The 19823-nt window shown below is 34.4% G+C and carries 27 protein-coding genes; 16 read left to right on the top strand and 11 right to left on the bottom strand.

Annotation, left to right across the window (positions count from 1 at the left end; all coding sequences use genetic code 11):
* Positions 1 to 213: 213 nt before the first annotated feature.
* Both HZF24_RS02130 and HZF24_RS02125 read right to left on the bottom strand, forming a co-directional pair.
* Positions 214 to 2052, bottom strand: a complete 1839-nt coding sequence (locus tag HZF24_RS02130) for an ABC transporter ATP-binding protein (protein ID WP_179236694.1) — start codon at positions 2050 to 2052, stop codon at positions 214 to 216.
* A gap of 5 nt (positions 2053 to 2057) precedes the next feature.
* A complete protein-coding gene (locus tag HZF24_RS02125; RefSeq protein ID WP_179236693.1) occupies positions 2058 to 3761 on the bottom strand; it encodes an ABC transporter ATP-binding protein in 1704 nt (567 codons plus the stop codon).
* Positions 3762 to 3948: 187 nt separating this feature from the next.
* On the opposite strand from HZF24_RS02125, the gene HZF24_RS02120 reads away from it, so the two are divergent.
* On the top strand, positions 3949 to 4161 hold the full coding sequence (locus HZF24_RS02120) for an alpha/beta-type small acid-soluble spore protein (RefSeq protein WP_179236603.1): 213 nt from the start codon (positions 3949 to 3951) through the stop codon (positions 4159 to 4161).
* A gap of 188 nt (positions 4162 to 4349) precedes the next feature.
* Here HZF24_RS02120 and HZF24_RS02115 read toward each other — a convergent pair whose 3' ends face one another.
* The 3 genes from HZF24_RS02115 to HZF24_RS02105 all read right to left on the bottom strand — a co-directional run bounded on the left by HZF24_RS02115 (position 4350) and on the right by HZF24_RS02105 (position 5927).
* Positions 4350 to 4853: a GNAT family N-acetyltransferase gene (locus tag HZF24_RS02115; RefSeq protein WP_179236602.1), complete on the bottom strand. Its 504-nt coding sequence runs from the start codon at positions 4851 to 4853 to the stop codon at positions 4350 to 4352.
* 79 nt (positions 4854 to 4932) lie between these two features.
* A complete protein-coding gene (locus HZF24_RS02110) occupies positions 4933 to 5622 on the bottom strand; it encodes a class I SAM-dependent methyltransferase (protein WP_179236601.1) in 690 nt (229 codons plus the stop codon).
* Positions 5623 to 5774: 152 nt separating this feature from the next.
* Positions 5775 to 5927, bottom strand: a complete 153-nt coding sequence (locus HZF24_RS02105; RefSeq protein WP_179236600.1) for a histidine phosphatase family protein — start codon at positions 5925 to 5927, stop codon at positions 5775 to 5777.
* 182 nt (positions 5928 to 6109) lie between these two features.
* On the opposite strand from HZF24_RS02105, the gene HZF24_RS02100 reads away from it, so the two are divergent.
* Positions 6110 to 6634, top strand: coding sequence for a GNAT family N-acetyltransferase (locus tag HZF24_RS02100; RefSeq protein ID WP_179236599.1), 525 nt, complete (start codon positions 6110 to 6112; stop codon positions 6632 to 6634).
* A gap of 104 nt (positions 6635 to 6738) precedes the next feature.
* Here the strand turns inward: HZF24_RS02100 and HZF24_RS02095 are convergent, their stop codons facing one another.
* The 3 genes from HZF24_RS02095 to HZF24_RS02085 form a co-directional block, all read right to left on the bottom strand.
* Positions 6739 to 7266, bottom strand: coding sequence for a Uma2 family endonuclease (locus HZF24_RS02095; protein WP_179236598.1), 528 nt, complete (start codon positions 7264 to 7266; stop codon positions 6739 to 6741).
* A gap of 48 nt (positions 7267 to 7314) precedes the next feature.
* Positions 7315 to 7635, bottom strand: a complete 321-nt coding sequence (locus tag HZF24_RS02090; RefSeq protein ID WP_179236597.1) for a putative heavy metal-binding protein — start codon at positions 7633 to 7635, stop codon at positions 7315 to 7317.
* Positions 7636 to 7715: 80 nt separating this feature from the next.
* Positions 7716 to 8903, bottom strand: coding sequence for an alanyl-tRNA editing protein (locus HZF24_RS02085; protein WP_179236596.1), 1188 nt, complete (start codon positions 8901 to 8903; stop codon positions 7716 to 7718).
* A 154-nt stretch (positions 8904 to 9057) separates the two neighbouring features.
* Here HZF24_RS02085 and HZF24_RS02080 point away from each other — a divergent pair, with 154 nt between their 5' ends.
* The 4 genes from HZF24_RS02080 to HZF24_RS02065 all read left to right on the top strand — a co-directional run bounded on the left by HZF24_RS02080 (position 9058) and on the right by HZF24_RS02065 (position 10402).
* Positions 9058 to 9327 carry a type II toxin-antitoxin system prevent-host-death family antitoxin gene (locus tag HZF24_RS02080; protein WP_179236595.1) on the top strand — a complete coding sequence of 90 codons (270 nt, stop codon included), beginning with the start codon at positions 9058 to 9060 and terminating at the stop codon, positions 9325 to 9327.
* Positions 9314 to 9502, top strand: coding sequence for a type II toxin-antitoxin system RelE/ParE family toxin (locus HZF24_RS02075; RefSeq protein ID WP_179236594.1), 189 nt, complete (start codon positions 9314 to 9316; stop codon positions 9500 to 9502). Before HZF24_RS02080 ends, HZF24_RS02075 begins: the two co-directional genes overlap by 14 nt.
* Positions 9503 to 9666: 164 nt before the next feature.
* Positions 9667 to 9924, top strand: coding sequence for a UPF0175 family protein (locus tag HZF24_RS02070; protein WP_179236593.1), 258 nt, complete (start codon positions 9667 to 9669; stop codon positions 9922 to 9924).
* Positions 9917 to 10402, top strand: a complete 486-nt coding sequence (locus HZF24_RS02065) for a DUF3368 domain-containing protein (protein WP_179236592.1) — start codon at positions 9917 to 9919, stop codon at positions 10400 to 10402. Before HZF24_RS02070 ends, HZF24_RS02065 begins: the two co-directional genes overlap by 8 nt.
* 77 nt (positions 10403 to 10479) lie before the next feature.
* On the opposite strand, the gene HZF24_RS02060 is transcribed toward HZF24_RS02065, so the two are convergent.
* Positions 10480 to 11130, bottom strand: coding sequence for an SdpI family protein (locus HZF24_RS02060; protein ID WP_179236591.1), 651 nt, complete (start codon positions 11128 to 11130; stop codon positions 10480 to 10482).
* Entirely contained in the window at positions 11123 to 11395 is a 273-nt protein-coding gene (locus tag HZF24_RS02055; protein ID WP_179236590.1) for an autorepressor SdpR family transcription factor, read from the bottom strand. The genes HZF24_RS02060 and HZF24_RS02055 overlap by 8 nt, the downstream gene beginning before the upstream one ends.
* A gap of 175 nt (positions 11396 to 11570) precedes the next feature.
* Between HZF24_RS02055 and HZF24_RS02050 the strand changes: the two genes are divergently transcribed.
* On the top strand, positions 11571 to 12596 hold the full coding sequence (locus HZF24_RS02050; RefSeq protein ID WP_179236589.1) for an SPFH domain-containing protein: 1026 nt from the start codon (positions 11571 to 11573) through the stop codon (positions 12594 to 12596).
* 10 nt (positions 12597 to 12606) lie between these two features.
* On the top strand, positions 12607 to 12786 hold the full coding sequence (locus tag HZF24_RS02045) for an Arc family DNA-binding protein (protein WP_179236588.1): 180 nt from the start codon (positions 12607 to 12609) through the stop codon (positions 12784 to 12786).
* Positions 12787 to 12818: 32 nt separating this feature from the next.
* On the opposite strand, the gene HZF24_RS02040 is transcribed toward HZF24_RS02045, so the two are convergent.
* On the bottom strand, positions 12819 to 13307 hold the full coding sequence (locus HZF24_RS02040; protein ID WP_179236587.1) for a ferritin family protein: 489 nt from the start codon (positions 13305 to 13307) through the stop codon (positions 12819 to 12821).
* A gap of 520 nt (positions 13308 to 13827) precedes the next feature.
* Here HZF24_RS02040 and HZF24_RS02035 point away from each other — a divergent pair.
* The 8 genes from HZF24_RS02035 to HZF24_RS02000 all read left to right on the top strand — a co-directional run bounded on the left by HZF24_RS02035 (position 13828) and on the right by HZF24_RS02000 (position 19823).
* Positions 13828 to 14910, top strand: coding sequence for a metal ABC transporter solute-binding protein, Zn/Mn family (locus HZF24_RS02035; protein ID WP_179236586.1), 1083 nt, complete (start codon positions 13828 to 13830; stop codon positions 14908 to 14910).
* 7 nt (positions 14911 to 14917) lie between these two features.
* Positions 14918 to 15628 carry a metal ABC transporter ATP-binding protein gene (locus HZF24_RS02030; RefSeq protein ID WP_179236585.1) on the top strand — a complete coding sequence of 237 codons (711 nt, stop codon included), beginning with the start codon at positions 14918 to 14920 and terminating at the stop codon, positions 15626 to 15628.
* Positions 15621 to 16454, top strand: coding sequence for a metal ABC transporter permease (locus tag HZF24_RS02025; RefSeq protein ID WP_179236584.1), 834 nt, complete (start codon positions 15621 to 15623; stop codon positions 16452 to 16454). The genes HZF24_RS02030 and HZF24_RS02025 overlap by 8 nt, the downstream gene beginning before the upstream one ends.
* On the top strand, positions 16451 to 16993 hold the full coding sequence (locus HZF24_RS02020; protein ID WP_179236583.1) for a TIGR03943 family putative permease subunit: 543 nt from the start codon (positions 16451 to 16453) through the stop codon (positions 16991 to 16993). The genes HZF24_RS02025 and HZF24_RS02020 overlap by 4 nt, the downstream gene beginning before the upstream one ends.
* A 93-nt stretch (positions 16994 to 17086) precedes the next feature.
* Positions 17087 to 18019, top strand: a complete 933-nt coding sequence (locus HZF24_RS02015) for a nitronate monooxygenase (RefSeq protein WP_179236582.1) — start codon at positions 17087 to 17089, stop codon at positions 18017 to 18019.
* A gap of 211 nt (positions 18020 to 18230) precedes the next feature.
* Entirely contained in the window at positions 18231 to 18368 is a 138-nt protein-coding gene (locus HZF24_RS02010; protein ID WP_179236581.1) for a hypothetical protein, read from the top strand.
* Positions 18369 to 18568: 200 nt separating this feature from the next.
* Complete coding sequence (locus HZF24_RS02005; protein ID WP_179236580.1) at positions 18569 to 19363, top strand: FAD binding domain-containing protein; 795 nt, start codon at positions 18569 to 18571, stop codon at positions 19361 to 19363.
* The gene (locus HZF24_RS02000; protein ID WP_179236579.1) at positions 19353 to 19823 is read left to right on the top strand and encodes a (2Fe-2S)-binding protein; all 471 of its coding nucleotides are present in this window, start codon (positions 19353 to 19355) and stop codon (positions 19821 to 19823) included. The genes HZF24_RS02005 and HZF24_RS02000 overlap by 11 nt, the downstream gene beginning before the upstream one ends.

Below are 19823 nucleotides of genomic sequence, written 5' to 3'. Positions count from 1 at the left end.
CTCATGTCATTGCTATGAATAAACCAATAACGTACATACCTTGTCATTCTGAGCGTTAGCGAAGGATCTCAGATTTTAAAGTTCTGAGATCCTTCGAGCTAAAGCTCTCAGGATGACAAGCCGTAAGATAATCGTAGATAGTATTTAATTTAAAAAGCCTGTCTATTTGCTATATATATAATAGCACATAAACAGGCTTTAAACAATATTTCACTACTCTAATTCAACGGCACCCATATTAAGCTGGTAGTATCTGCCTTTTTGTTCCATTAAATCATCATGGTCTCCTCTTTCGATTATTTCACCATGCTCCAGCACCATAATCGCATTTGAATCGCGGACAGTTGACAACCTGTGTGCTATAACAAAAGTAGTTCTGCCTTCCATCAGCTTATCCATTCCCTCAGAAATCAACTTTTCAGTCCTTGTATCGACTGATGATGTGGCTTCGTCTAATATCAGTATGATAGGATCGGCTACTGCTGCTCTTGCTATTGAGAGAAGCTGTCTTTCTCCCTGCGATAAATTCTGACCGTCGGCAGTAAGCACAGTATTATAACCGTCAGGCAGATTCTTTATAAAATAATGTGCATTTGCAAGCTTGGCAGCCGCTTTAACCTCTGCGTCGGTAGCATCCAGCCTGCCGTATCGTATATTGTCTGCAACAGTTCCTTCAAACAGATGAACATCCTGCAATACTATACTCATTGTACTTCTCAAATCAAATTTATTAATTCTTTTTATATCTATACCATCATAAAGAATTTCTCCGTCATTAATTTCATAAAATCTGTTTATTAAATTGGTAATTGTAGTCTTTCCTGCACCGGTAGAACCTACAAAAGCGATTTTTTGACCCGGCTTAGCATATAAATTAATATTTTTCAAAACCTTTTTATCATGTGTATATCCAAAGTCTACATTTTTAAACGTTATGTACCCCTTTAAAGATACCTTTTCAACTTCACCGTTCTCATTCGGAACAATCCAGCAAAGATTATTCTTGCCTTCACAATCTTCTTGTAATCTTACATCCCCTGTATCTATTTCAGATATTTCATCCAATACATTAAATATTCTTTCAGCTCCCGCCAAAGCAGCAAACAGGGTATTAAGTTGGTTTGATACCATGGTAATAGGTCTTGAAATAGTTCTCGTATATTGCAAGAAGGATGCAATGTTTCCGACGCTGAACCTGTTAAGCATTACCATGTACGCTCCAAGCATTGATATAATCGCATACAATACATATGACAAATTTCCCATAATAGGCATCATCATTACACCGTATGCAGATGCACGAGTACCCGCAATCCTTAAATCCTCGTTCCTTTTATTAAAATTATTTATGACTCGTTCCTCATAATTAAACACCTTAACAACTTTTTGCCCCGTCATTATTTCTTCTATATATCCGTTCATCCCTGCCAAGCTTGCCTGTTGGTAGCGGAAATTGCTTGATGATTTCTGCCCTATTATCTTGATTGCCAAGAACATTACTCCAAGCATTGCTACAACAACCATTGTCATCAAAGGACTTAAAATCAGCATCATTATAAAGGTACCCACAACTGTTATGAATGACATAATGACTTGAGAGGAGCTTTGCTCCAATGACTGGTTAAGCATATCCACATCATTTGTGAATGTTGACATTAAATCACCGTGAGTATGCTTGTCAAAGAAGGAAACAGGAAGCTGTTCCATTTTTGAGAACATTTCTTCACGTATTCTATGCACGGTTTTTTGAGCTAACTTAGCCATGGACAAATTACCTATATATTGGGATATTGCTATAGATACAGCCATTAAAATCATAATAGCTATATACATCAAAAATTTAGACATTACAAAATCGCCGATCAAAGTATCAATAACCGGGCTTAGCATACCATTTATAGCTATTTCAGCCACCGAACCAAGTATAATAAATATAATCCCCGTAAAAAACAATAATTTATTATATTTAAAATAACTGAACAATCTTATCAGTGTTCTTTTAGGATCGGTTGGTCTGAGCTTACCTGAAGCCTTACCGGATGAACTCTTCATTGCTCTCATAGACCTACCACCCCTTTCATCTGTGATTCATATATTTCTTTGTATATCAGAGAAGATTTCATTAATGTATCGTGTTTTCCGATTGATTCTATCTTTCCTTCATTCATAACTACAATTCTGTCTGCATGCTGTATAGATGAAATTCGCTGAGCTATTATGATTGTCGTAACATCGCCGAGCTCATCTTTAAAGCTTTTTTGAATTTTAGCATCTGTTGCCACATCAACCGCACTTGTGGAATCATCTAATATAATTATTTTGGGCGCTTTTAGCAATGCTCTGGCAATAGTCAATCTTTGTTTTTGACCTCCCGAGAAATTATCGCCGCCCTGCTCAACCTTGTGGTCCAATCCGTCACCGTACTTGGAAACAAACTCCCACGCCTGAGATTGCTTCAGTGCATTTATAATTTGTTCATCGGATGCATTTTCATTTCCCCACTGCATATTTTCCCTGATGGTTCCGGAAAATAGTACATTCTTTTGAAGCACAAACGCAATATTGTCTCTCAGCGCTTTTATATTGTAATTTTTTACATCAATACCTCCTACTTTAACTTCTCCTCCCGTTACATCATAAAGTCTGGGTATTAACTGAACCAGCGTTGACTTGGAAGAACCGGTAGAACCAATTATTCCTATTACTTCTCCTGTCTTTATATTCAAATTAATATCTTGCAAGGTTTTTTCCGCACTTCCCGGGTATTTAAAGCTTACATTATTAAAGCTGATTGACCCCTCCGAAATTTCTGAAACAGAATTTTCAATCTCAACAATTTCCGAATCGGTATTTAAAACTTCAACTATTCTGTTTACTGAAGCCGCTCCTCTCATCAGCTGCATGAAAAAGAATGACAGCATCATCAATGACATTAATATTTGAGTTATATATGTTATGAAAGATATTAAATCTCCGCTTCCCATATTTCCTGCAACTATCTGTTTTCCTCCAAACCATAATACCGAAATTATAGTTGAATAAATAATTATTGTTAATGCAGGCATGAAGAAAATAATTATGGATACTGCTTTTAATGCAGTATTTCTTAATGCATCATTTCTTTCTTTAAATTTACCTTCTTCAAACTTCTGTCTGTTAAAGGATTTAACCACTCTGATTCCTATAAGATTTTCTTGAATAATCCCATTAACTTTATCTACCCGAGTTTGCATTTGTAAAAACAAAGGTCTTGCCTTCGATAAAATTATAGTCAGTAAAATTACGGTAACCGGTATGGCAACCATAAAAACCTTAGCTAATGGAGCATTTATCCTCAGTGCCATAATAAGTGCAAATATCATCATAAACGGAGCTCTTACCGCCATTCTCAAGCTCATCATCGTTACCTGCCCCAAAGTGTTGCAGTCGTTGGTCAATCGCGTTATGAGAGATGATACGGAGAACTTATCCAAGTTTGCAAAGGAAAAGCCTTGAACCTTTTTAAAAAGCTCCTTTCTGACCTCAGCAGCAAATCCAAGACCTGCCTTGGCACCGAAGTGTGAGCTTATCACACCTAATATAATACCGAAAACCGCTGCCGAAATCATTATTAGTCCTAGTTTTACTATGTAATTTATATCGTTGTTTGCAATCCCGACATCCACTATCCTCGACATCAGATATGGAATTACAATATCTGCCAATACCTCCAGGATCATTAAAATTGGGCATAGTATTGCGTAAAATAAGTAATTCCTCATAAAAGGTAACAATTTTTTCAATCAATCACATCCTGTCTGTTGTTATTTGTATAAGTATATCATATGCAGTAAATTTGAGCAGTATTAAATATTATCTTCCTCCAATATTAATTTAATCTTAATTTTATCTATTTTGAATTATTTATTTAAAATTATCAAATAATATCCCATAGAAGGAAGTGATAATATGTCGGAAAACAAAAAAAGAGTTATACCATCTAAAGAAGCTAAAATTGCATTAGATCAAATGAAGGCAGAATATGCAAGAGAATTAGCCATTGCAAATCCACAAGCCGAGAACCGCGGTAATCTTACATCAAGGCAAAACGGCTATGTGGGCGGGTATATAAATAAAGATAAGCAGAAAAACAATAAAATAGACCGTATAATATTAGAGTAAAAAGGTTGCAACCTTTTTATTCAGATTTATGACAAAGTCATCAATCTGATAGGCTGTTCAAAAAGTTCATCCTGCAAGGCGCCGGAAGACGGGCAACCGCAGCGTATTCAGACATACGTGAGGATTGACCGGCGCAGCGGCAACGAAGCAGGGGGACTTTTTCAGCAGCCTGAGGTTGCTTGCAACCTTTACTCTAGTATTTTTGCCATATACAGTTCATCATAATATCTTCCATTCATAAATGTAGCTTTTTCTCTTATTCCTTCTATACTAAAACCAACTTTTTTATATAAATTCACCGCTCTTACATTTTCTTTTATTACGGTTAATTCCAGTCTCTTTACATTATTTTCAGCAGCCCAATTTATTATATTTCGAAAAAACATGGAGCCGATGCCCTTGCTGCAATAATCCTCAAGTATACCTATAACTATTGTAGCAACATGTTTTGTCCTGATGAAATTCTCCCTGACGGCAATAGCATACCCAACTATATTTTTATCATCCTTTGCAATATAGCATGCGTCCCCGCTATCTATAACAGCCCCAATATTACCGGAAATTACTTCTTCATCAATATTTCGTTCGCCTTTTTCAACAAGCATGTATTCAGCTTCATTATCAAGCCTATATAAAAACTCACAAAATTCATTAACATCTTCTCTTCTTCTATCACGGATTTCTATTTTCATAACTGTTTCCTTTCTGAATAAAGTTATCTTACTATATATTTTGACATTTTTACACTTACTAAACAATAATCATATACAATTATCGCTTAATAAACTCAGCAAACAGATACAACGGTATATCAGGAATTTTTTCTTCCTCATAAACCTTTGGTTCGAACATATTCTTCAATGAGAATCCTGCGTCTGAAATTTTATTGAAATAATAGGATATCGGTCTGTGATAGTGCATTGTATTGCCCCAAAAAGTTTGCTGCACGGCCTTAGATGTTATATAACCTGATACTTTTTTTGATAATGCAACACCTTCTTCGTTTCGTTCCCAGACAGCCTGATAAAATGCAGGATGAACAATAGAAAAAAAGAATGTACCATCATTTTTAAGAATTCTGTAAAATTCCGAAATAGCATTATCTACAGGGTCAATATCCATTAAAACTAAATTACATAGAACTATGTCAAACTCATTGTTTTGATATGGTATCCGGTTTAAAAGGTTAACATGGTCAAATCTATAAGATTGATACTTAAATTTAGCCAGTTTAAGCATTTCAACCGAACCGTCGCACCCCACTACATGTCCGCCCCTCTGTGACAAAATATGTGTGTGTTCACCATTGCCGCATCCTGCATCCAGTACGTTTTTATTCTTAATATCAAAAAAATAATTTGTAATAAATTCGCGGCAAAAGGCAGCATATTTTGATGCAGCCTCAAATTCAGAATATAATTTAGCAGCCTTGTCCCAATCCTGAATAACTTTATCCAACATATGTACCTCCATTATTATAGGTAATCTCTGTCACTTCTGTTCGTGACATTTTTTAAGAATATATCAAACCCTCCAAATGCCCGGTATCATTAACACACTTCACAATTTGTTTGTTATTTTTGATATCATAATTTACAATACTAATGCTGCAATTATATAATATCTATATGATATTTCTGTATTCTCTTTCCTAATAATTCAGCTTGCTTTCTTCCGAGTTCGTTTAACTCTTTGTCGGTATCTGCATGAAATATTCCGTCTCTGTTAATATTAGTTTGTCCATGCCTTAATAAATAAATATTCATAACCCACCCATATCTATACCTTTAATACTTTAATCACTGTTTTATTGTAACTTATTCCCAATACAAAATCAAATTTTATTCATTAAGCAGATGACGCAAATCTTTTCTTAGAAGTTTCTTGTATTTATATAATGTGCTATAATGAGGGTATGAAGAAAATTTGTATTTTTTGGGGTGAGATAATGACAAATGAATTGATTATCATAAGACCTTCTTATGAATTAAAAGAAGCCATTTGGGAATATCGACAAGAATATTTTGACTTTGGTGAAACTCAGATCAATGGAAGTTGCGGCATAGCTCAAGCTGATAATTTTGATGAATGGCTCAAACTTGTTCTTTCAATTGAAAAAGATAAACTGAGAAAAAATGTCCATGCAAGCACATTTTTTTCCGTCAGAAAAACTGATAATAAGATAATTGGAAGTATTCAATTGCGTCATTCTTTAACTCCCGAATTAGAAAAGCATGGCGGGCATATTGGTTATGGAATTCGTCCATCGGAACGAAGAAAAGGTTATGGGAAACAGCAGCTTTTACTGGCTTTAAATGAAGCATATAATTTAAAGATTCCAAAAGTTATGATTATATGTGATAAAGACAATATTCCTTCGATAAAAACTGCAATTAGCTGCGGTGGTATTTTAACCTGCGAAAATATTTACGAAGGCAAGGCTCAGCAAATCTACTGGATTGATCTCTGCTAATAAGCATTTTCTTCTTTATAATTGTATTACTAATAAATGTTTAGTATATACAGCGATTATTACTTAAAAAAAGCCCGTCATAATCATAAACGGGCTGATGTTGTTTAAAATATGTCTGTTAATTTTAATTCTAATCCATCGAATATTTCGGACTTGGCTGTTTCTGTTTCATCATATACTGTTACTGTTCTTTCCTTGAAGTTGTGTATTGTGACAGTTCTCCCTTTAGGGGAAATTATCCAATACTCATTAACTCCGGATACTTCATACTTATAAAGCTTCGTGAATAAATCCGTATGAGTTGTTGATGGGCTTAATATTTCTAAAACAATCGTCGGAGCACCATTATATCTTTGTTCCGAAAAATTAGAATCATCACAAATTACCGAAATATCAGGAACAAGAATATCTTCCTTCAGTTTTACCTCAATTTCCTGTAATGGTTCACATTCCGTATTGTCAAAATAATCTCCAAACTTTCTGATTATTTTGCCTGAAATTCTTTGATGCTCAATGTTTGGTTTTGACATACAAACTATGCCGTCAATCAATTCATATATGAATCCATCTTCAAAATCAATTTTATAAAATTCATTTATTGTTATATGTTTTTTATCTTGAATTTCAGACATAATTTAATCCCACCCTTCTTTAACACAATTATAGTATAATTTTATATTTTATTCAACCACTACTGCTGTTCCGGATGCGATAATCATCAGCATGTTGTTGGCACTTCCCAATACTTCGTAGTCTACGTCTACTCCTACAACCGCATTGGCACCCATCTGCATCGCTCTGTGCTTCATTTCTTCGATAGCATTTTCTCTGCCCTCTATAAGCTCTCCTTCGTAGGAATTTGATCTTCCGCCGAAAAAGTTTGTAAGACCTGCAGCAAAATCCTTTACAAAATCCACTCCTGAAACTACCTCTCCAAATACTATACCCTTGTACTCTATAATTCTTTTTCCTTCTAAAGTTGGTGTTGTAGATACTATCATTGTAACCTCCATTTTTTATCATTAAATTTTATGTCAGCAACCCCGTCCCCCGCGACACTTCGTCCCCCGCGACACTTTTGTCAGTTAAAGAGGATGCTTTTAGCTGATTCTATGCATTCTTCACCCTTTAAAGCAGTTCCCTGACCTTGTAGTAAGTAGTTGTTGCCTCCTCCCTTGGCATTAATTATGCCTTTGCATTTTTCAAATACTTCCTTTAAAGCAAGGTTTAAATTTTTTGCCTGACCCATAACCAAATTACAAGTGTTATCTTTTTCTGAAACCAATACGGACACATAATTTTCGTCTTCGGTTATTTTAGAACAAATATATCTTAAGTCCTTTATATCACTATTATATTTAGCAAAAACAAATTTAATATTACCTTTTATTACTGCTTCATTTTTTAATTCTCTTGCCTTGTATTCATTAAGTTCATTTGTTAAAAGATTGTAATCCTTTTTAATCATCTTATTTTCTGTCAATATTTTTTCTATATTATCCAAGAGCATATCCGTTCTGCAGGTAAGCATAGATGACAGCTTTGTTAACTCATTATTCTTGTTTATATAATCATCCAAGCCCCTCTTTCCGCATAAAAACTCTATCCTTGTTCCTGATTTATATTTTTCCGTCTTTGTTATTTTTATTATGCCCACTTCACCTGTATTTTTAACATGTGTTCCTCCACAGGCAACCGCATCATAATCTGCAATAGATACTATCCTTAAATTGTCTAATTCGGGTGGCAGTTTTCTTAATTTTAATTCCCGTGCTTCTTTATAATTGTATGTATCTGCTGTCATGGCTTTATTTTCATAAATTATTTTGTTGCTTAACAATTCAGCTTCCACAACCATATCATCAGTAAGTACCTTATCTATATCTATGGTTGTGTAGTTATCGCTCAAATGAAATCCCACTGTCGTTCCGTCATATAACTGTGCAATGGCGTATGACAGTATGTGCTGTCCTGTGTGCTGCTGCATGTAGTCAAATCGGATTCCATAATCTATGGAAAGAGAAGCTCTTCCGCTTACAGGCTCATCGAGCACATGTATTATTTCTTCGCCCCTTTCCTGCACATCAATTACCTTTATACCATTTATGGTTCCCTCATCCTTTGGCTGCCCTCCGGACATGTGAGGATAAAATATCGTTTTGTCTAAAATCACTTCATAATAGTCATCCTTTTGAACACAGCTCACAACCTCTGACTCCATAGATGTGAGATATGAATTTTCTCTATATATTTTTTCACTCGTTTTCAAAGTATTTCTCCAATCGTTTATTCTTTATAGTTATTTTATCAGATTTTAATAAAAAATAAAATTATAAAATTATAAAGAATATTTTATTGTAATTCTATCATTTTAATTATATAATAAGTATAGAATAAGACTATTATTTTGATAGGAGATAATTGTGAAAATAAAACCGTCTACAGCTTTAAGAAATGAATATAACGACATATCCTCATATTGCAAGGAACAGGACCAACCTGTCTATATAACAAAAAATGGTGAAGGCGATTTGGTAGTAATGAGTATAGACTATTACACTCGCAGAGAAGAACAATTGGATTTAAGAGAAAAACTCTTAGAAGCATTGATGAAGAAAATAAGCGGTGAAAAAACTTGTGACTTAGCTGAAGTAGATGAAAGACTGAAGGGTCTCATAGATGGAAATTTATAAAATTACTTTTCTGAAGGATGCATTGTATGACCTTGAAGAAATTATTTTATACATTGCTTCAGACAGCAGGGAAGGAGCTTTAAAGTGGCACAGCATGTTAATGAATAAAATTGATAAGCTTTCGACTTTCCCGAAATGGGTGCTGTTGTACCCGATAAAAAAATATCCGGATTAGGTTTTCGTATGCTGCCTATTGAAAATTATATTATTTTTTATAAAATGTTTGAACAGCATATCCTTAACTTCTTTTGCATATAATATTTCATTGTATTTATAGCACTTTAATTATATAATAAATTATGAAACAAATACATTGTTCAAAAGGAAGGAAGTGAATATATGAATTATAATACAAATATATCTTTTCCGGAGGAGATAGTACTTTCATTAAGGGAAAGTAGCGAAAATATCATTAAGGATATGAAAAGAACGGTAGCTGTAAAATATTATAAGGAAAAAAAATTATCTTTAGGACAATGTTCTGAGCTCGCCGAAATGTCAAAGGAAGACTTCATCCAGTTGCTTGCATCTTATAAAATATCAATATTTAACTTTACAGATGATAACGAATTATTAGAGGATATAAAAAATGCGTAAGATAATAGCTAATTCAACCCCAATAATAGCACTAAATAAGATTGGAAGATTAGATTTGTTGAAGCAGATATATGGAAAAATAATAATACCCTATGCTGTTTATGAAGAGATTATATTAGATTCAAATTTAAAAGAATCTAATGATTTTATTGAAGAAAGTGGCTTTATTAAAATAATTAAGATAAAAAATGAGGAAGCCAAAAAAATATTCGTAGCAAGCCTTCACAAAGGTGAAGTTGAGGTAATGATATTAGCGAAAGAAATAGAAGCTGACTTATGTATAATAGATGATTTGTTAGCCAGAAAATATGCAAGATATTACAAGCTTAATATAACAGGAACTATTGGAGTAATTTTAAAAGCTAAAGAATTAGGTATAGTTACTATAATAAAGCCAATATTAGATGAATTAATCATTTGTGGTATATATATTGATACAAAATTGTATAATAAAGTTTTGGAAATTTCAGGAGAATAATTCCTCCTTTATCTCCCGAATTATCGTAGATACAAAGTTATGAGACCATGTAAATTTACACAATCCCATAACTAATTTTAATTATATTTTTTTCTGTAAATCACATATGAATAAACCATAGGAACTATTACCAACACAGTCACCACCGTAAAAAACAATATCACTTTAAGCTGTGTCGGAAGTATTGCCGAAACCATCATCAATATACCGCCGACAAACCATAGCTTTCCTCCCAGCCTGTGGGTTTTATACCATACATCACTGTCTGCAATAGTCCAGCTCGTGCGTATACCTGCATAGAAGTTTTGTTTAAACTTAGGCATCATGTTACCTATTACGGTAAACAACAGACCTACCCCGAACGGCATAATGGCATTGATATTGAATATTTTCATATTCAGGCTGAATGCTATGGTATATAATTCTATCACCAGCATCAGCAATGAAACTAAAAAGAACAATAAATAATATTGCTTATTAAACTTTTCATATGCGCTTTTCTTTGGATCAATGTTTCTTACGACCTCTGCCAAAATAATCATCATTAAATTTATTGCGGGTGTTAAAAAAATACTTATTCTGTTTGCATAATTATCTACATTTCCGGCTGCATCAAAATGAACAGGTATCATCTCCGGTAAATATCCGTATGAAATAATCGCTATTAAAAGTGATACAACAAAGACTATCCACATTTTAAAGTTATTCTGATTAAATATTTTATTCATTTCTTTCCTCCTTTAGCGAAACCAGCCATGACAAAATTTCTTCGACAACGGATAAATTCAGCTCATAATAAATATACTTCCCCTGTTTATCATCTGTAACCAGACCTGCATTTTTTAATATAGATAAATGGTGGGAAATAGATGCTCCGGTCATATGAAATTTGTCAACTATTTCACCTGCCGTTAATTTTCCGTTTCTTAATAATTCTATAATCTGACGCCTTGTTGGATCTGACAAGGCTTTAAAGCTGTCTTGAAAACTCATTTATCAATCACCGCCCCTTATCATTTAGACATTTGTCTAAATATCTAAATATAGAATACCATTATAATATTAATTTTGTCAATAAAATTTTAAACAATTGACAAACAAAAATAATATGTATATAATATAAATATGATATCAAATTGATATCATAATCTTAATTGAGGTGATTAATATGTCAGAATTAAACAAACAAACTCTCCATAATGAAGAAATAACTCCAAAATCAGAAAACGGAATGATAGTATTAATAGCTAATATAGTGCTTATGATAGCAGCAATTGCTCTGTTTGTTTTTAGTGTCATTTATTTAACCAGACCTGAAAAAACTACTTTTATAGGCGTCACCTTTTTAATTATCGGTGCTCTGTATGCCTTTTTTGCAGGACCCATAATTTTTGGCGGGCTTAAAATTTTAAAGCCTAATGAAGCACTTGTTCTGACTTTATTCGGAAGGTATTACGGAACATTAAAGGGCGAAGGATTTTATTTTGTCAATCCCTTCGTATCTGCAGTAAATAACGGCTCACCGAAGGCAAATACCGCTGCAATCTCGGTTGACACTTCTATACGCGATAAAAGTATGAAAGATGTGAATATACAGCTACCGAACAAAAAAATATCATTGAAAGCAATGACTTTAAATAATGATAAACAAAAAATAAATGATGCATTGGGTAATCCTATAATCATCGGTATAGTAGTTGTCTGGAAGGTTGTTAACACTGCAAAGGCAGTTTTTAACGTAGATAATTATACAGAATTTTTATCGATCCAATGTGATTCTGCTTTAAGAAATATAGTAAGGTTATATCCATATGACACTTTTGGAGATGACAATGAAAAAACACTCAGAGGAAGCAGTCAGGAAATTTCAAGGAAGCTTCAGTATGAAATACAATCAAAGGTAGAAATGGCCGGTTTAGAGATAACTGAAGCAAGAATAACCCATCTGTCATACGCTCCTGAAATTGCTGCGGCAATGCTGCAAAGACAACAGGCATCAGCTATAATTGATGCGAGACAAATGATTGTTGAAGGAGCAGTTGGCATGGTTGAAATGGCTTTGGATAAGCTAAACAAGAACGATATCGTCCAGCTTGATGAGGAAAGAAAGGCGGCAATGGTAAGCAACCTGTTGGTTGTTCTATGCGGAAACAAGGATGCTCAGCCAATAGTAAATTCAGGATCTTTATACTAGGGTTATCGTTTTGGACAAAAAAGATAAAGAAAAAAAGCAATTACTTTTACGGTTATCGCCTACGCTTTGGGAAGAGCTTGCCGCTTGGGCTGAGGATGATTTTCGTTCCATCAACGGACAAATAGAATATTTGCTGAACGAATGCGTAAAGCACAGAAAGCGAACAAATAATAAAAAGAACGCGGAATAAAAAAATCTGGTATCCCCAGATTTTTTTGATTCTTACATTCCTCTTCCAAACATAGGTTGACTTTCTCTTTTTCTTTCAAGAACTTTCTGTAAATGCGACTTTTCTTCCTTTGATATAATTGCCATTTCCTCGGCAGCCATATCAGGATACAATCTTTGTAATTCTGACACAAATAATACTGCATCTCTTTCAGCTTGCTCAGCAATTTCAAATATTTGACTCTTATCCCACATTTTCTTTGCCTTCTCAATCAGCTCATCGTCAAAAGGATTATTAGCTTCAATCAATAAATCCATATACTTAGCATCACTTTCCTCAAGTTCAATTTCAATGTTTTTCTCGAATCTTTTTAACAATGCATTGTAAATTTTTTCGTGTTTTTCTTCATCTTGTGCCAAAAGTTCAAAAAATTTTTCACCAATTCTTGCCTCTTCAGCTATTGCTCTATAAAATTTTGTCGCTCCCGCTTCGTTTTCCGCTATAGTTTTAATTAAATTTGCTCCGTTCCATTTTACTGTCATATTACATCCTCCTTATAAATATTTATAGATTAAATACCCAACTGAGTAAATTTAAAACATAAATATCAATAAAATCAAGATTGATTTTAAAATAACCAAGATTGATTTTTTATAAAAACTATAGTAAAATGTGGATATATTAAATTACAGTTATGGAGGGCGTTATGGAAAAGCAATTGATCAAAAAATTTATTGCCGGTATATTAACTATATGCATAATTACAGCTTTCCTCTTTTCTGTAATCTATATTAATTTACATACATCTCATAGCTGCACCGAGCATGTGTGCTCGATATGCGAAAATCTTAATTTTGTACACAAGATTTTAAAATATGTAGGCATGTCAGTCAGGTCGTTTTATGCAGTCTCTCTCAGCCACATTTTAATTTTATTGTGTAACATACTTTTCTTATACTCAATTAACAAACACACTACATTAGTAAATTTAAAGGTAAGACTTGATAATTAAATCGCCAAATTATTTACAAAGCTTATAACTAAATAATTTGGAGGTTTACAATGAAAAAAATATTAACAGTCGTTTTGGTTATGCTTTTGGTCATAGCCCTATTTGGATGTACCCAAAATCAAAAGGCTTCTGATTTAAATGAAAATGATAATAATAATGAGAAAATAAAAATAGTAACTACACTTTTTCCGCAATATGATTTTGCACGTCAAATCGCAGGAGATAAGGCGGATATTGCTCTGCTGCTTCCTCCCGGAGCGGAAAGTCACTCTTTTGAACCTACTCCCGGTGATATTATAACTATAGGTAATGCTGATATGTTTATTTATACCGGAGAATATATGGAGCCGTGGGCAGACAGGATAATTCAAAGCATCGAAAATGAAAAGCTGAATATTTTGGATGTTTCAAACGGTATAACGCTTGTTAAAGAAGAGCACGACCATGATCATGAAGACGAGGATCATGAACATGAAGATGCTGACCATGAACATGAAGATATTGATCATGAACATGAAGATGAAGACCATGAACATGAAGATATTGATCATGAACATGAAGATGAAGACCATGAACACGAAAACGAAGAACACGGTCATAGCCACGAATATGACCCTCATATATGGACCAGTCCTGTTATAGCAAAGAAAATGGTTGATAACATTGCTGCTTCACTTTGTTATGTAGATCCTGAAAATGCTTCATATTACAAGGAAAATGCAGAAAATTACAAAAAACAACTGGATGAGCTAGATGCTGAATTTTCTGAAATAGTAAAGAATGGCAAGCATAATAAAATCTATTTTGGAGGAAGATTCGCCCTCTACTATTTCACGGAGGAATACGGATTGGAATATATGTCTGCCTATGACAATTGTTCCTCGGAAACCGAACCAAGTGCCCATGATATTGCTAAAATAATTGACGAAATGAAGGAAAATAAAATATCTGTAATATATCATGAAGAGCTTACGGATCCTAAGATTTCAAGAAGTATTTGTGAAGATACCGGAGCTGAAATGCTTTTGTTCCATTCGTGCCACAATGTATCGAAGGACGATTTTAATAAAGGCGTAACTTATTTGGATCTGATGAGTCAAAATGCAGAAAATTTAAGGAAAGGACTTAACTGAAATAACCATGACAAAATTGATTAGATGTGATAATTTGAATTTTTATTATGATAGGCACCAAGCGGTGAAGGATGTAAGTTTTTGTGTTAACGAAGGTGATTATTTATCTATCGTAGGTGAAAACGGCTCCGGGAAAAGCACATTGATGAAAGGACTCTTAGGACTTAAGAGTCCCTCCTCGGGAGAAATTTCATTCAATGAAATCAAGCAAACCCAAATCGGTTATCTTCCTCAACAAAATCCGGTAAAATTTGATTTTCCCGCTTCCGTATATGAGGTTATTCTGTCGGGTTGTCTAAGCTCAAGAGGACTAAAACCATTTTACAGCAGAAAGGATAAGCTAAAAGCCGCTGAAAATATGGAAAAACTGGGGATAAGCAGTTTGTCAAAAGCATCCTACCGTGATTTATCAGGGGGTCAGCAGCAAAGGGTTCTTCTTGCAAGAGCTCTATGTGCTACGGAAAAGCTTTTGTTGCTGGACGAACCTGTTTCAGGACTTGACCCTCTTGTAACCTCAGAGCTGTACCAACTTATATATAAGTTGAATAAGGATTATGGAGTTACAATAATTATGATTTCTCACGATATTTTAAGCTCTGTAAAATACTCAAATGTAATTTTACACATGAATACATCCTCCTTGTTTTTCGGGCACGTTACAGAGTACAAAGAAACAGCTGTTTACAAACGAATGATTGGGGGTAATGAAAATGATTAATATTATTGCCGAGCTGCTGTCATATACTTTTATTACCCGCGCATTGCTGGTTGGGATTTTAGTTTCACTATGTGCAGCCATACTGGGTGTAAGCTTGGTATTAAAAAGATATTCAATGATTGGTGACGGGTTGTCTCATGTAGGATTTGGATCCTTGTCAATAGCAATGGCTTTTAATCTGGCACCTCTTCAGGTTTCAATACCCATTGTGGTGCTTGCAGCTTTTTTTCTTTTGAGAATCAGCGAAAGCAGTAAAATCAAAGGTGATGCCGCGATTGCATTGATTTCCAGCAGTTCATTGGCAATTGGTGTAATTGTTACGTCACTTACCACGGGTATGAATACGGATGTGTGCAATTACATGTTTGGCAGCATTCTTGCGATGCAAAAAAGCGACGTTTATCTAAGTGTAACATTATCAGTTATTGTATTGATTCTATACGGCATATTTTACAACAAAATATTTGCGATTACATTTGATGAAAACTTTGCAAAGGCGACAGGCATCAAGGCGGGAAGATACAATATGCTTGTGGCACTGTTAACTGCACTTACAATTGTTATAGGAATGAGGCTGATGGGTGCATTGCTTATATCCAGCTTAATTATATTTCCTTCATTGACATCTATGAGAATATTCGGAAGCTTTAAGGGTGTAATAATAACCTCCGCCATATTATCGGTTATATGCTTTTTTATCGGTATTGTTATTTCCTTCCAATACAACATACCTGCCGGAGCAAGTGTGGTAGCTGTAAATCTATTGGCATTTATTGCAGCTTCCTGTTTTGTGGCTATAAGAAAGATCGGAGTGAATTCAAAATGAAAATAATATTTTTAACACTTATAACTATTTTTATATTTACAGGCTGCAGCAGCAATAAAACAATTGATGCAGAGCCGCCAATTAACGAACAAAATATTGAAGACAGTTCAAATGATTATAAAACAGCTGTTGAGCACATAATGGATAATGCATTGTTAGATTCCATGAAAAATTCCGAGGATGGTGTGATTACAATAAGGGAAAAGCTGTTTATTGCACAAACCAATGATATTTATCTTAACCCTGAAGATTATATGGACAAAACAATAAAATGGGAAGGAATTTACACCGAAGTCACAAATCCCGTATCAAACCAGGAATATAAATTCGTTATACGATACGGTCCCGGATGCTGCGGATACGACGGAACAGCAGGATTTGAAATATTGTACGACGGCGAGCTTCCCGAAAAAAATGATTGGGTTGAGGCAGTAGGTAAAATTGAAATGGTAGAGGAAAACGGAGAGGAATTTATTGCCATACGTCTTTCTGAGCTTACGATAATGGATGTTCGCGGTCAGGAATTTGTTGCAAATTAATATTTGATGACAATAAGGCTGTTTGAATCCTGAATTATGTGTTAAACTGCTTATTATGGGTAAAATACATGTAAGTTATATGATGGAGGAAGTATGAATACAAAATTGACAAAGCTTTTAAAAATTAAATATCCTATAATTCAAGGGGCCATGGCCTGGGTATCAGATGCGAACTTAGCTGCAGCAGTTTCAAATGCAGGCGGCGCAGGAGTCATTGCTACAGGCGGAAGAAATTTAACCTGGGTTAAGGAGCAGATAGACTTGGCTAAATCATTGACTGATAAACCCTTCGGTGTGAATATAGTGCTCATGGATAATGATAAGGATGATAAAATTGATTTAATCTGCAAAGAAAAAGTTGCCTTTGTTACTTTAGGTGCCGGTAACCCTGTGCCCTACTTTGAAAAATTAAAAGAAGCTGAAATTATAGCAATTCCCGTTGTGCCGAATTTAAAATTAGCTAAACGCGTTGAAGAAAAAGGTGCTGATGCACTGATTATTGAAGGTATGGAAGCAGGAGGGCACATTGGGAAACTTACAACATTATCTCTGATGACGCAGGTTGTACCTGAGATCAATATACCTGTAATTGCTGCGGGAGGTTTTGCAGACGGAAGAGGATTAGCTGCCGCACTAATAATGGGTGCATCAGGAATTCAAGCAGGTACGAGATTTTATGCTTCAAAAGAGTGCAGCGCCCATATAAATGCCAAAAATAAAATTGTTGAGGCCGGTGATACCGATACGGAGATTACAGGTTATCTGCGAGGTCATTCTGTAAGGGGCATAAAAAATAAAATGACTGAAAAATACATAGAGTTAGAAAAAGAACATGCTCCTTATGAGCAATTGCATGACTTAATTGCGGGAACAAGCAGAAAAGCACCTATAGATGGAGATGTTGAATGGGGTCTCGTTCAGGCAGGACAAAGCTTATCGGTTATCAAATCTGTAGACAGCTGTGAAGATATAATTAACAATATGATTAATGATGCTAAAAATGCTTTTTTAAAAATAAAATTCTGAAAAAATTAATATAAAATATAAATCCTGTTATGTCATTCTGAGAGTTTTAGCTCAAAGGATCTCATAACTTCAAAAGCTGAGATTCTTCGCTAACGCTCAGAATGACAGTGTTGTAACTATATTTTTTAATCATTTCGGTTTATTGGAAATAATTTTTAAGGATATAAAAAATCTTTCTGCAAAAAATAAACTCGAGGTGATTAATTTGAAAATGACAAACAGAGTTTGGATCGGAGTAGGTTTAGCAGCTGCGGCAGTCGCAGTTACTCCGGTGGTAAGAAATATGGCAAATAACAAAACCTTAAGCAATGCTTTATCAATGAATCAAAGTAAAAATTCAATCCACTAATCATCTTAAAAGGTAACCCGTTTGGGTTATCTTTTTTGATTTATCTGCTGTTTTATCGATTTTCACGCCTTAATTGCAATTAATCATTCGTTTTATTACGAATAATTTTCAAATATTGCTATTGATTGTTGTCGATTTTTAAGATACAATATTTATGAACTAATCAAAATATTGTAATATTAAAAATCGAAAGGGGAAATATGTTTACCATAGATAAATATGTTGTTGCTGAAAGCTTAGAAGAAGCATATGAATTAAACAAAAGCAAGCGAAATGCTATAATCGGCGGAATGCTGTGGCTCAGGATGGGAAGAAAAAAAATCCGGACTGCCATTGATTTATCTGCTTTAAATCTCAATAAAATAGATGAAGATGACGAAAGCTTCAAAATAGGATGCATGTGCACATTAAGAGATCTGGAAACACACGAAAATCTTAATAAATCATTTAATAATATTTTCCACAAATCATTAAAACACATTGTTGGAGTTCAAATGAGAAACCTTGCTACAATAGGCGGAAGTATTTATTCACGTTTTGGTTTTTCAGACATATTAACAGCACTCCTGTCCTTGGACAGCTATGTTGAATTGTTCAAAGGGGGTATCATTCCTTTAAATGAATATGTCAACATGCCCCTTGACAATGATATTTTAATGAAAATAATTATAAATAAAGACGGAAGAAAAGCTGCATGCAACAGCCATCGTATAAGTGCAACTGATTTCCCTGTTCTTACCTGTGCAGTTGCAAATAAAGAAAATGAATGGTTTGTAGTTGTCGGCGCAAGACCTATGAAAGCTAAGTTAAGTACATTTAATTTAAATAACAATTACGAAAAGGATGACATAGATAACGCAGTGTTAAAGATTATCGATAATATTTCTTTTGGGACAAACATTCGCGGCAGCAAAGAATACAGACAAATACTTGCCGACGCACTTATAAAAAGAAACATTGACGAAATTTTGAACGGAGGATATTATGCAGATTAAATTATGGATAAACGATAAAGAGTATGTAGATGATATATCGCCGGATACAATCCTTCTTGATTTTTTAAGATCAAAGGGATGCCTCAGCGTAAAGCGCGGTTGTGAAACCTCCAACTGCGGACTTTGTACCGTATTACTGCAGGGAAAACCGATTTTATCATGTTCAACATTGGCAGTAAGGGCAAATGGTCTTAAAGTCACTACCATAGAGGGAATACAGGATGAAGCATCAGAGTTTGGCGGATTTTTAGCTGATGAGGGTGCGGAGCAGTGCGGTTTTTGCAGTCCCGGATTTATAATGAACGTAATTGCTATGAAAAACGAATTGAAAAATCCTACCGAGGATGAAATAAAGAATTACCTCGAAGGTAATTTGTGCCGCTGCACCGGATACATGGGACAGCTGAGAGCGGTAAAAAAATACTTGGAAAAATATTCGGATATGAAGAAAGGAGCATAA

The organism is Sedimentibacter hydroxybenzoicus DSM 7310 (assembly GCF_013403245.1).
In the GTDB taxonomy this organism is placed as follows: domain Bacteria; phylum Bacillota; class Clostridia; order Tissierellales; family Sedimentibacteraceae; genus Sedimentibacter; species Sedimentibacter hydroxybenzoicus.
Note: the sequence above shows the minus strand (reverse complement) of the source record. Positions and strands in the feature narration are given on the sequence as shown.

Coding starts and splice junctions, on each gene's coding strand:
- HZF24_RS02130 (WP_179236694.1), bottom strand. CDS start 2,052: ATGAAGAGTTCATCCGGTAAGGCTTCAGGTAAGCTCAGACCAACCGAT.
- HZF24_RS02125 (WP_179236693.1), bottom strand. CDS start 3,761: ATGAGGAATTACTTATTTTACGCAATACTATGCCCAATTTTAATGATC.
- HZF24_RS02120 (WP_179236603.1), top strand. CDS start 3,949: ATGTCGGAAAACAAAAAAAGAGTTATACCATCTAAAGAAGCTAAAATT.
- HZF24_RS02115 (WP_179236602.1), bottom strand. CDS start 4,853: ATGAAAATAGAAATCCGTGATAGAAGAAGAGAAGATGTTAATGAATTT.
- HZF24_RS02110 (WP_179236601.1), bottom strand. CDS start 5,622: ATGTTGGATAAAGTTATTCAGGATTGGGACAAGGCTGCTAAATTATAT.
- HZF24_RS02105 (WP_179236600.1), bottom strand. CDS start 5,927: ATGAATATTTATTTATTAAGGCATGGACAAACTAATATTAACAGAGAC.
- HZF24_RS02100 (WP_179236599.1), top strand. CDS start 6,110: ATGACAAATGAATTGATTATCATAAGACCTTCTTATGAATTAAAAGAA.
- HZF24_RS02095 (WP_179236598.1), bottom strand. CDS start 7,266: ATGTCTGAAATTCAAGATAAAAAACATATAACAATAAATGAATTTTAT.
- HZF24_RS02090 (WP_179236597.1), bottom strand. CDS start 7,635: ATGATAGTATCTACAACACCAACTTTAGAAGGAAAAAGAATTATAGAG.
- HZF24_RS02075 (WP_179236594.1), top strand. CDS start 9,314: ATGGAAATTTATAAAATTACTTTTCTGAAGGATGCATTGTATGACCTT.
- HZF24_RS02070 (WP_179236593.1), top strand. CDS start 9,667: ATGAATTATAATACAAATATATCTTTTCCGGAGGAGATAGTACTTTCA.
- HZF24_RS02065 (WP_179236592.1), top strand. CDS start 9,917: ATGCGTAAGATAATAGCTAATTCAACCCCAATAATAGCACTAAATAAG.
- HZF24_RS02060 (WP_179236591.1), bottom strand. CDS start 11,130: ATGAATAAAATATTTAATCAGAATAACTTTAAAATGTGGATAGTCTTT.
- HZF24_RS02055 (WP_179236590.1), bottom strand. CDS start 11,395: ATGAGTTTTCAAGACAGCTTTAAAGCCTTGTCAGATCCAACAAGGCGT.
- HZF24_RS02050 (WP_179236589.1), top strand. CDS start 11,571: ATGTCAGAATTAAACAAACAAACTCTCCATAATGAAGAAATAACTCCA.
- HZF24_RS02040 (WP_179236587.1), bottom strand. CDS start 13,307: ATGACAGTAAAATGGAACGGAGCAAATTTAATTAAAACTATAGCGGAA.
- HZF24_RS02035 (WP_179236586.1), top strand. CDS start 13,828: ATGAAAAAAATATTAACAGTCGTTTTGGTTATGCTTTTGGTCATAGCC.
- HZF24_RS02030 (WP_179236585.1), top strand. CDS start 14,918: ATGACAAAATTGATTAGATGTGATAATTTGAATTTTTATTATGATAGG.
- HZF24_RS02025 (WP_179236584.1), top strand. CDS start 15,621: ATGATTAATATTATTGCCGAGCTGCTGTCATATACTTTTATTACCCGC.
- HZF24_RS02020 (WP_179236583.1), top strand. CDS start 16,451: ATGAAAATAATATTTTTAACACTTATAACTATTTTTATATTTACAGGC.
- HZF24_RS02015 (WP_179236582.1), top strand. CDS start 17,087: ATGAATACAAAATTGACAAAGCTTTTAAAAATTAAATATCCTATAATT.
- HZF24_RS02010 (WP_179236581.1), top strand. CDS start 18,231: ATGACAAACAGAGTTTGGATCGGAGTAGGTTTAGCAGCTGCGGCAGTC.
- HZF24_RS02005 (WP_179236580.1), top strand. CDS start 18,569: ATGTTTACCATAGATAAATATGTTGTTGCTGAAAGCTTAGAAGAAGCA.
- HZF24_RS02000 (WP_179236579.1), top strand. CDS start 19,353: ATGCAGATTAAATTATGGATAAACGATAAAGAGTATGTAGATGATATA.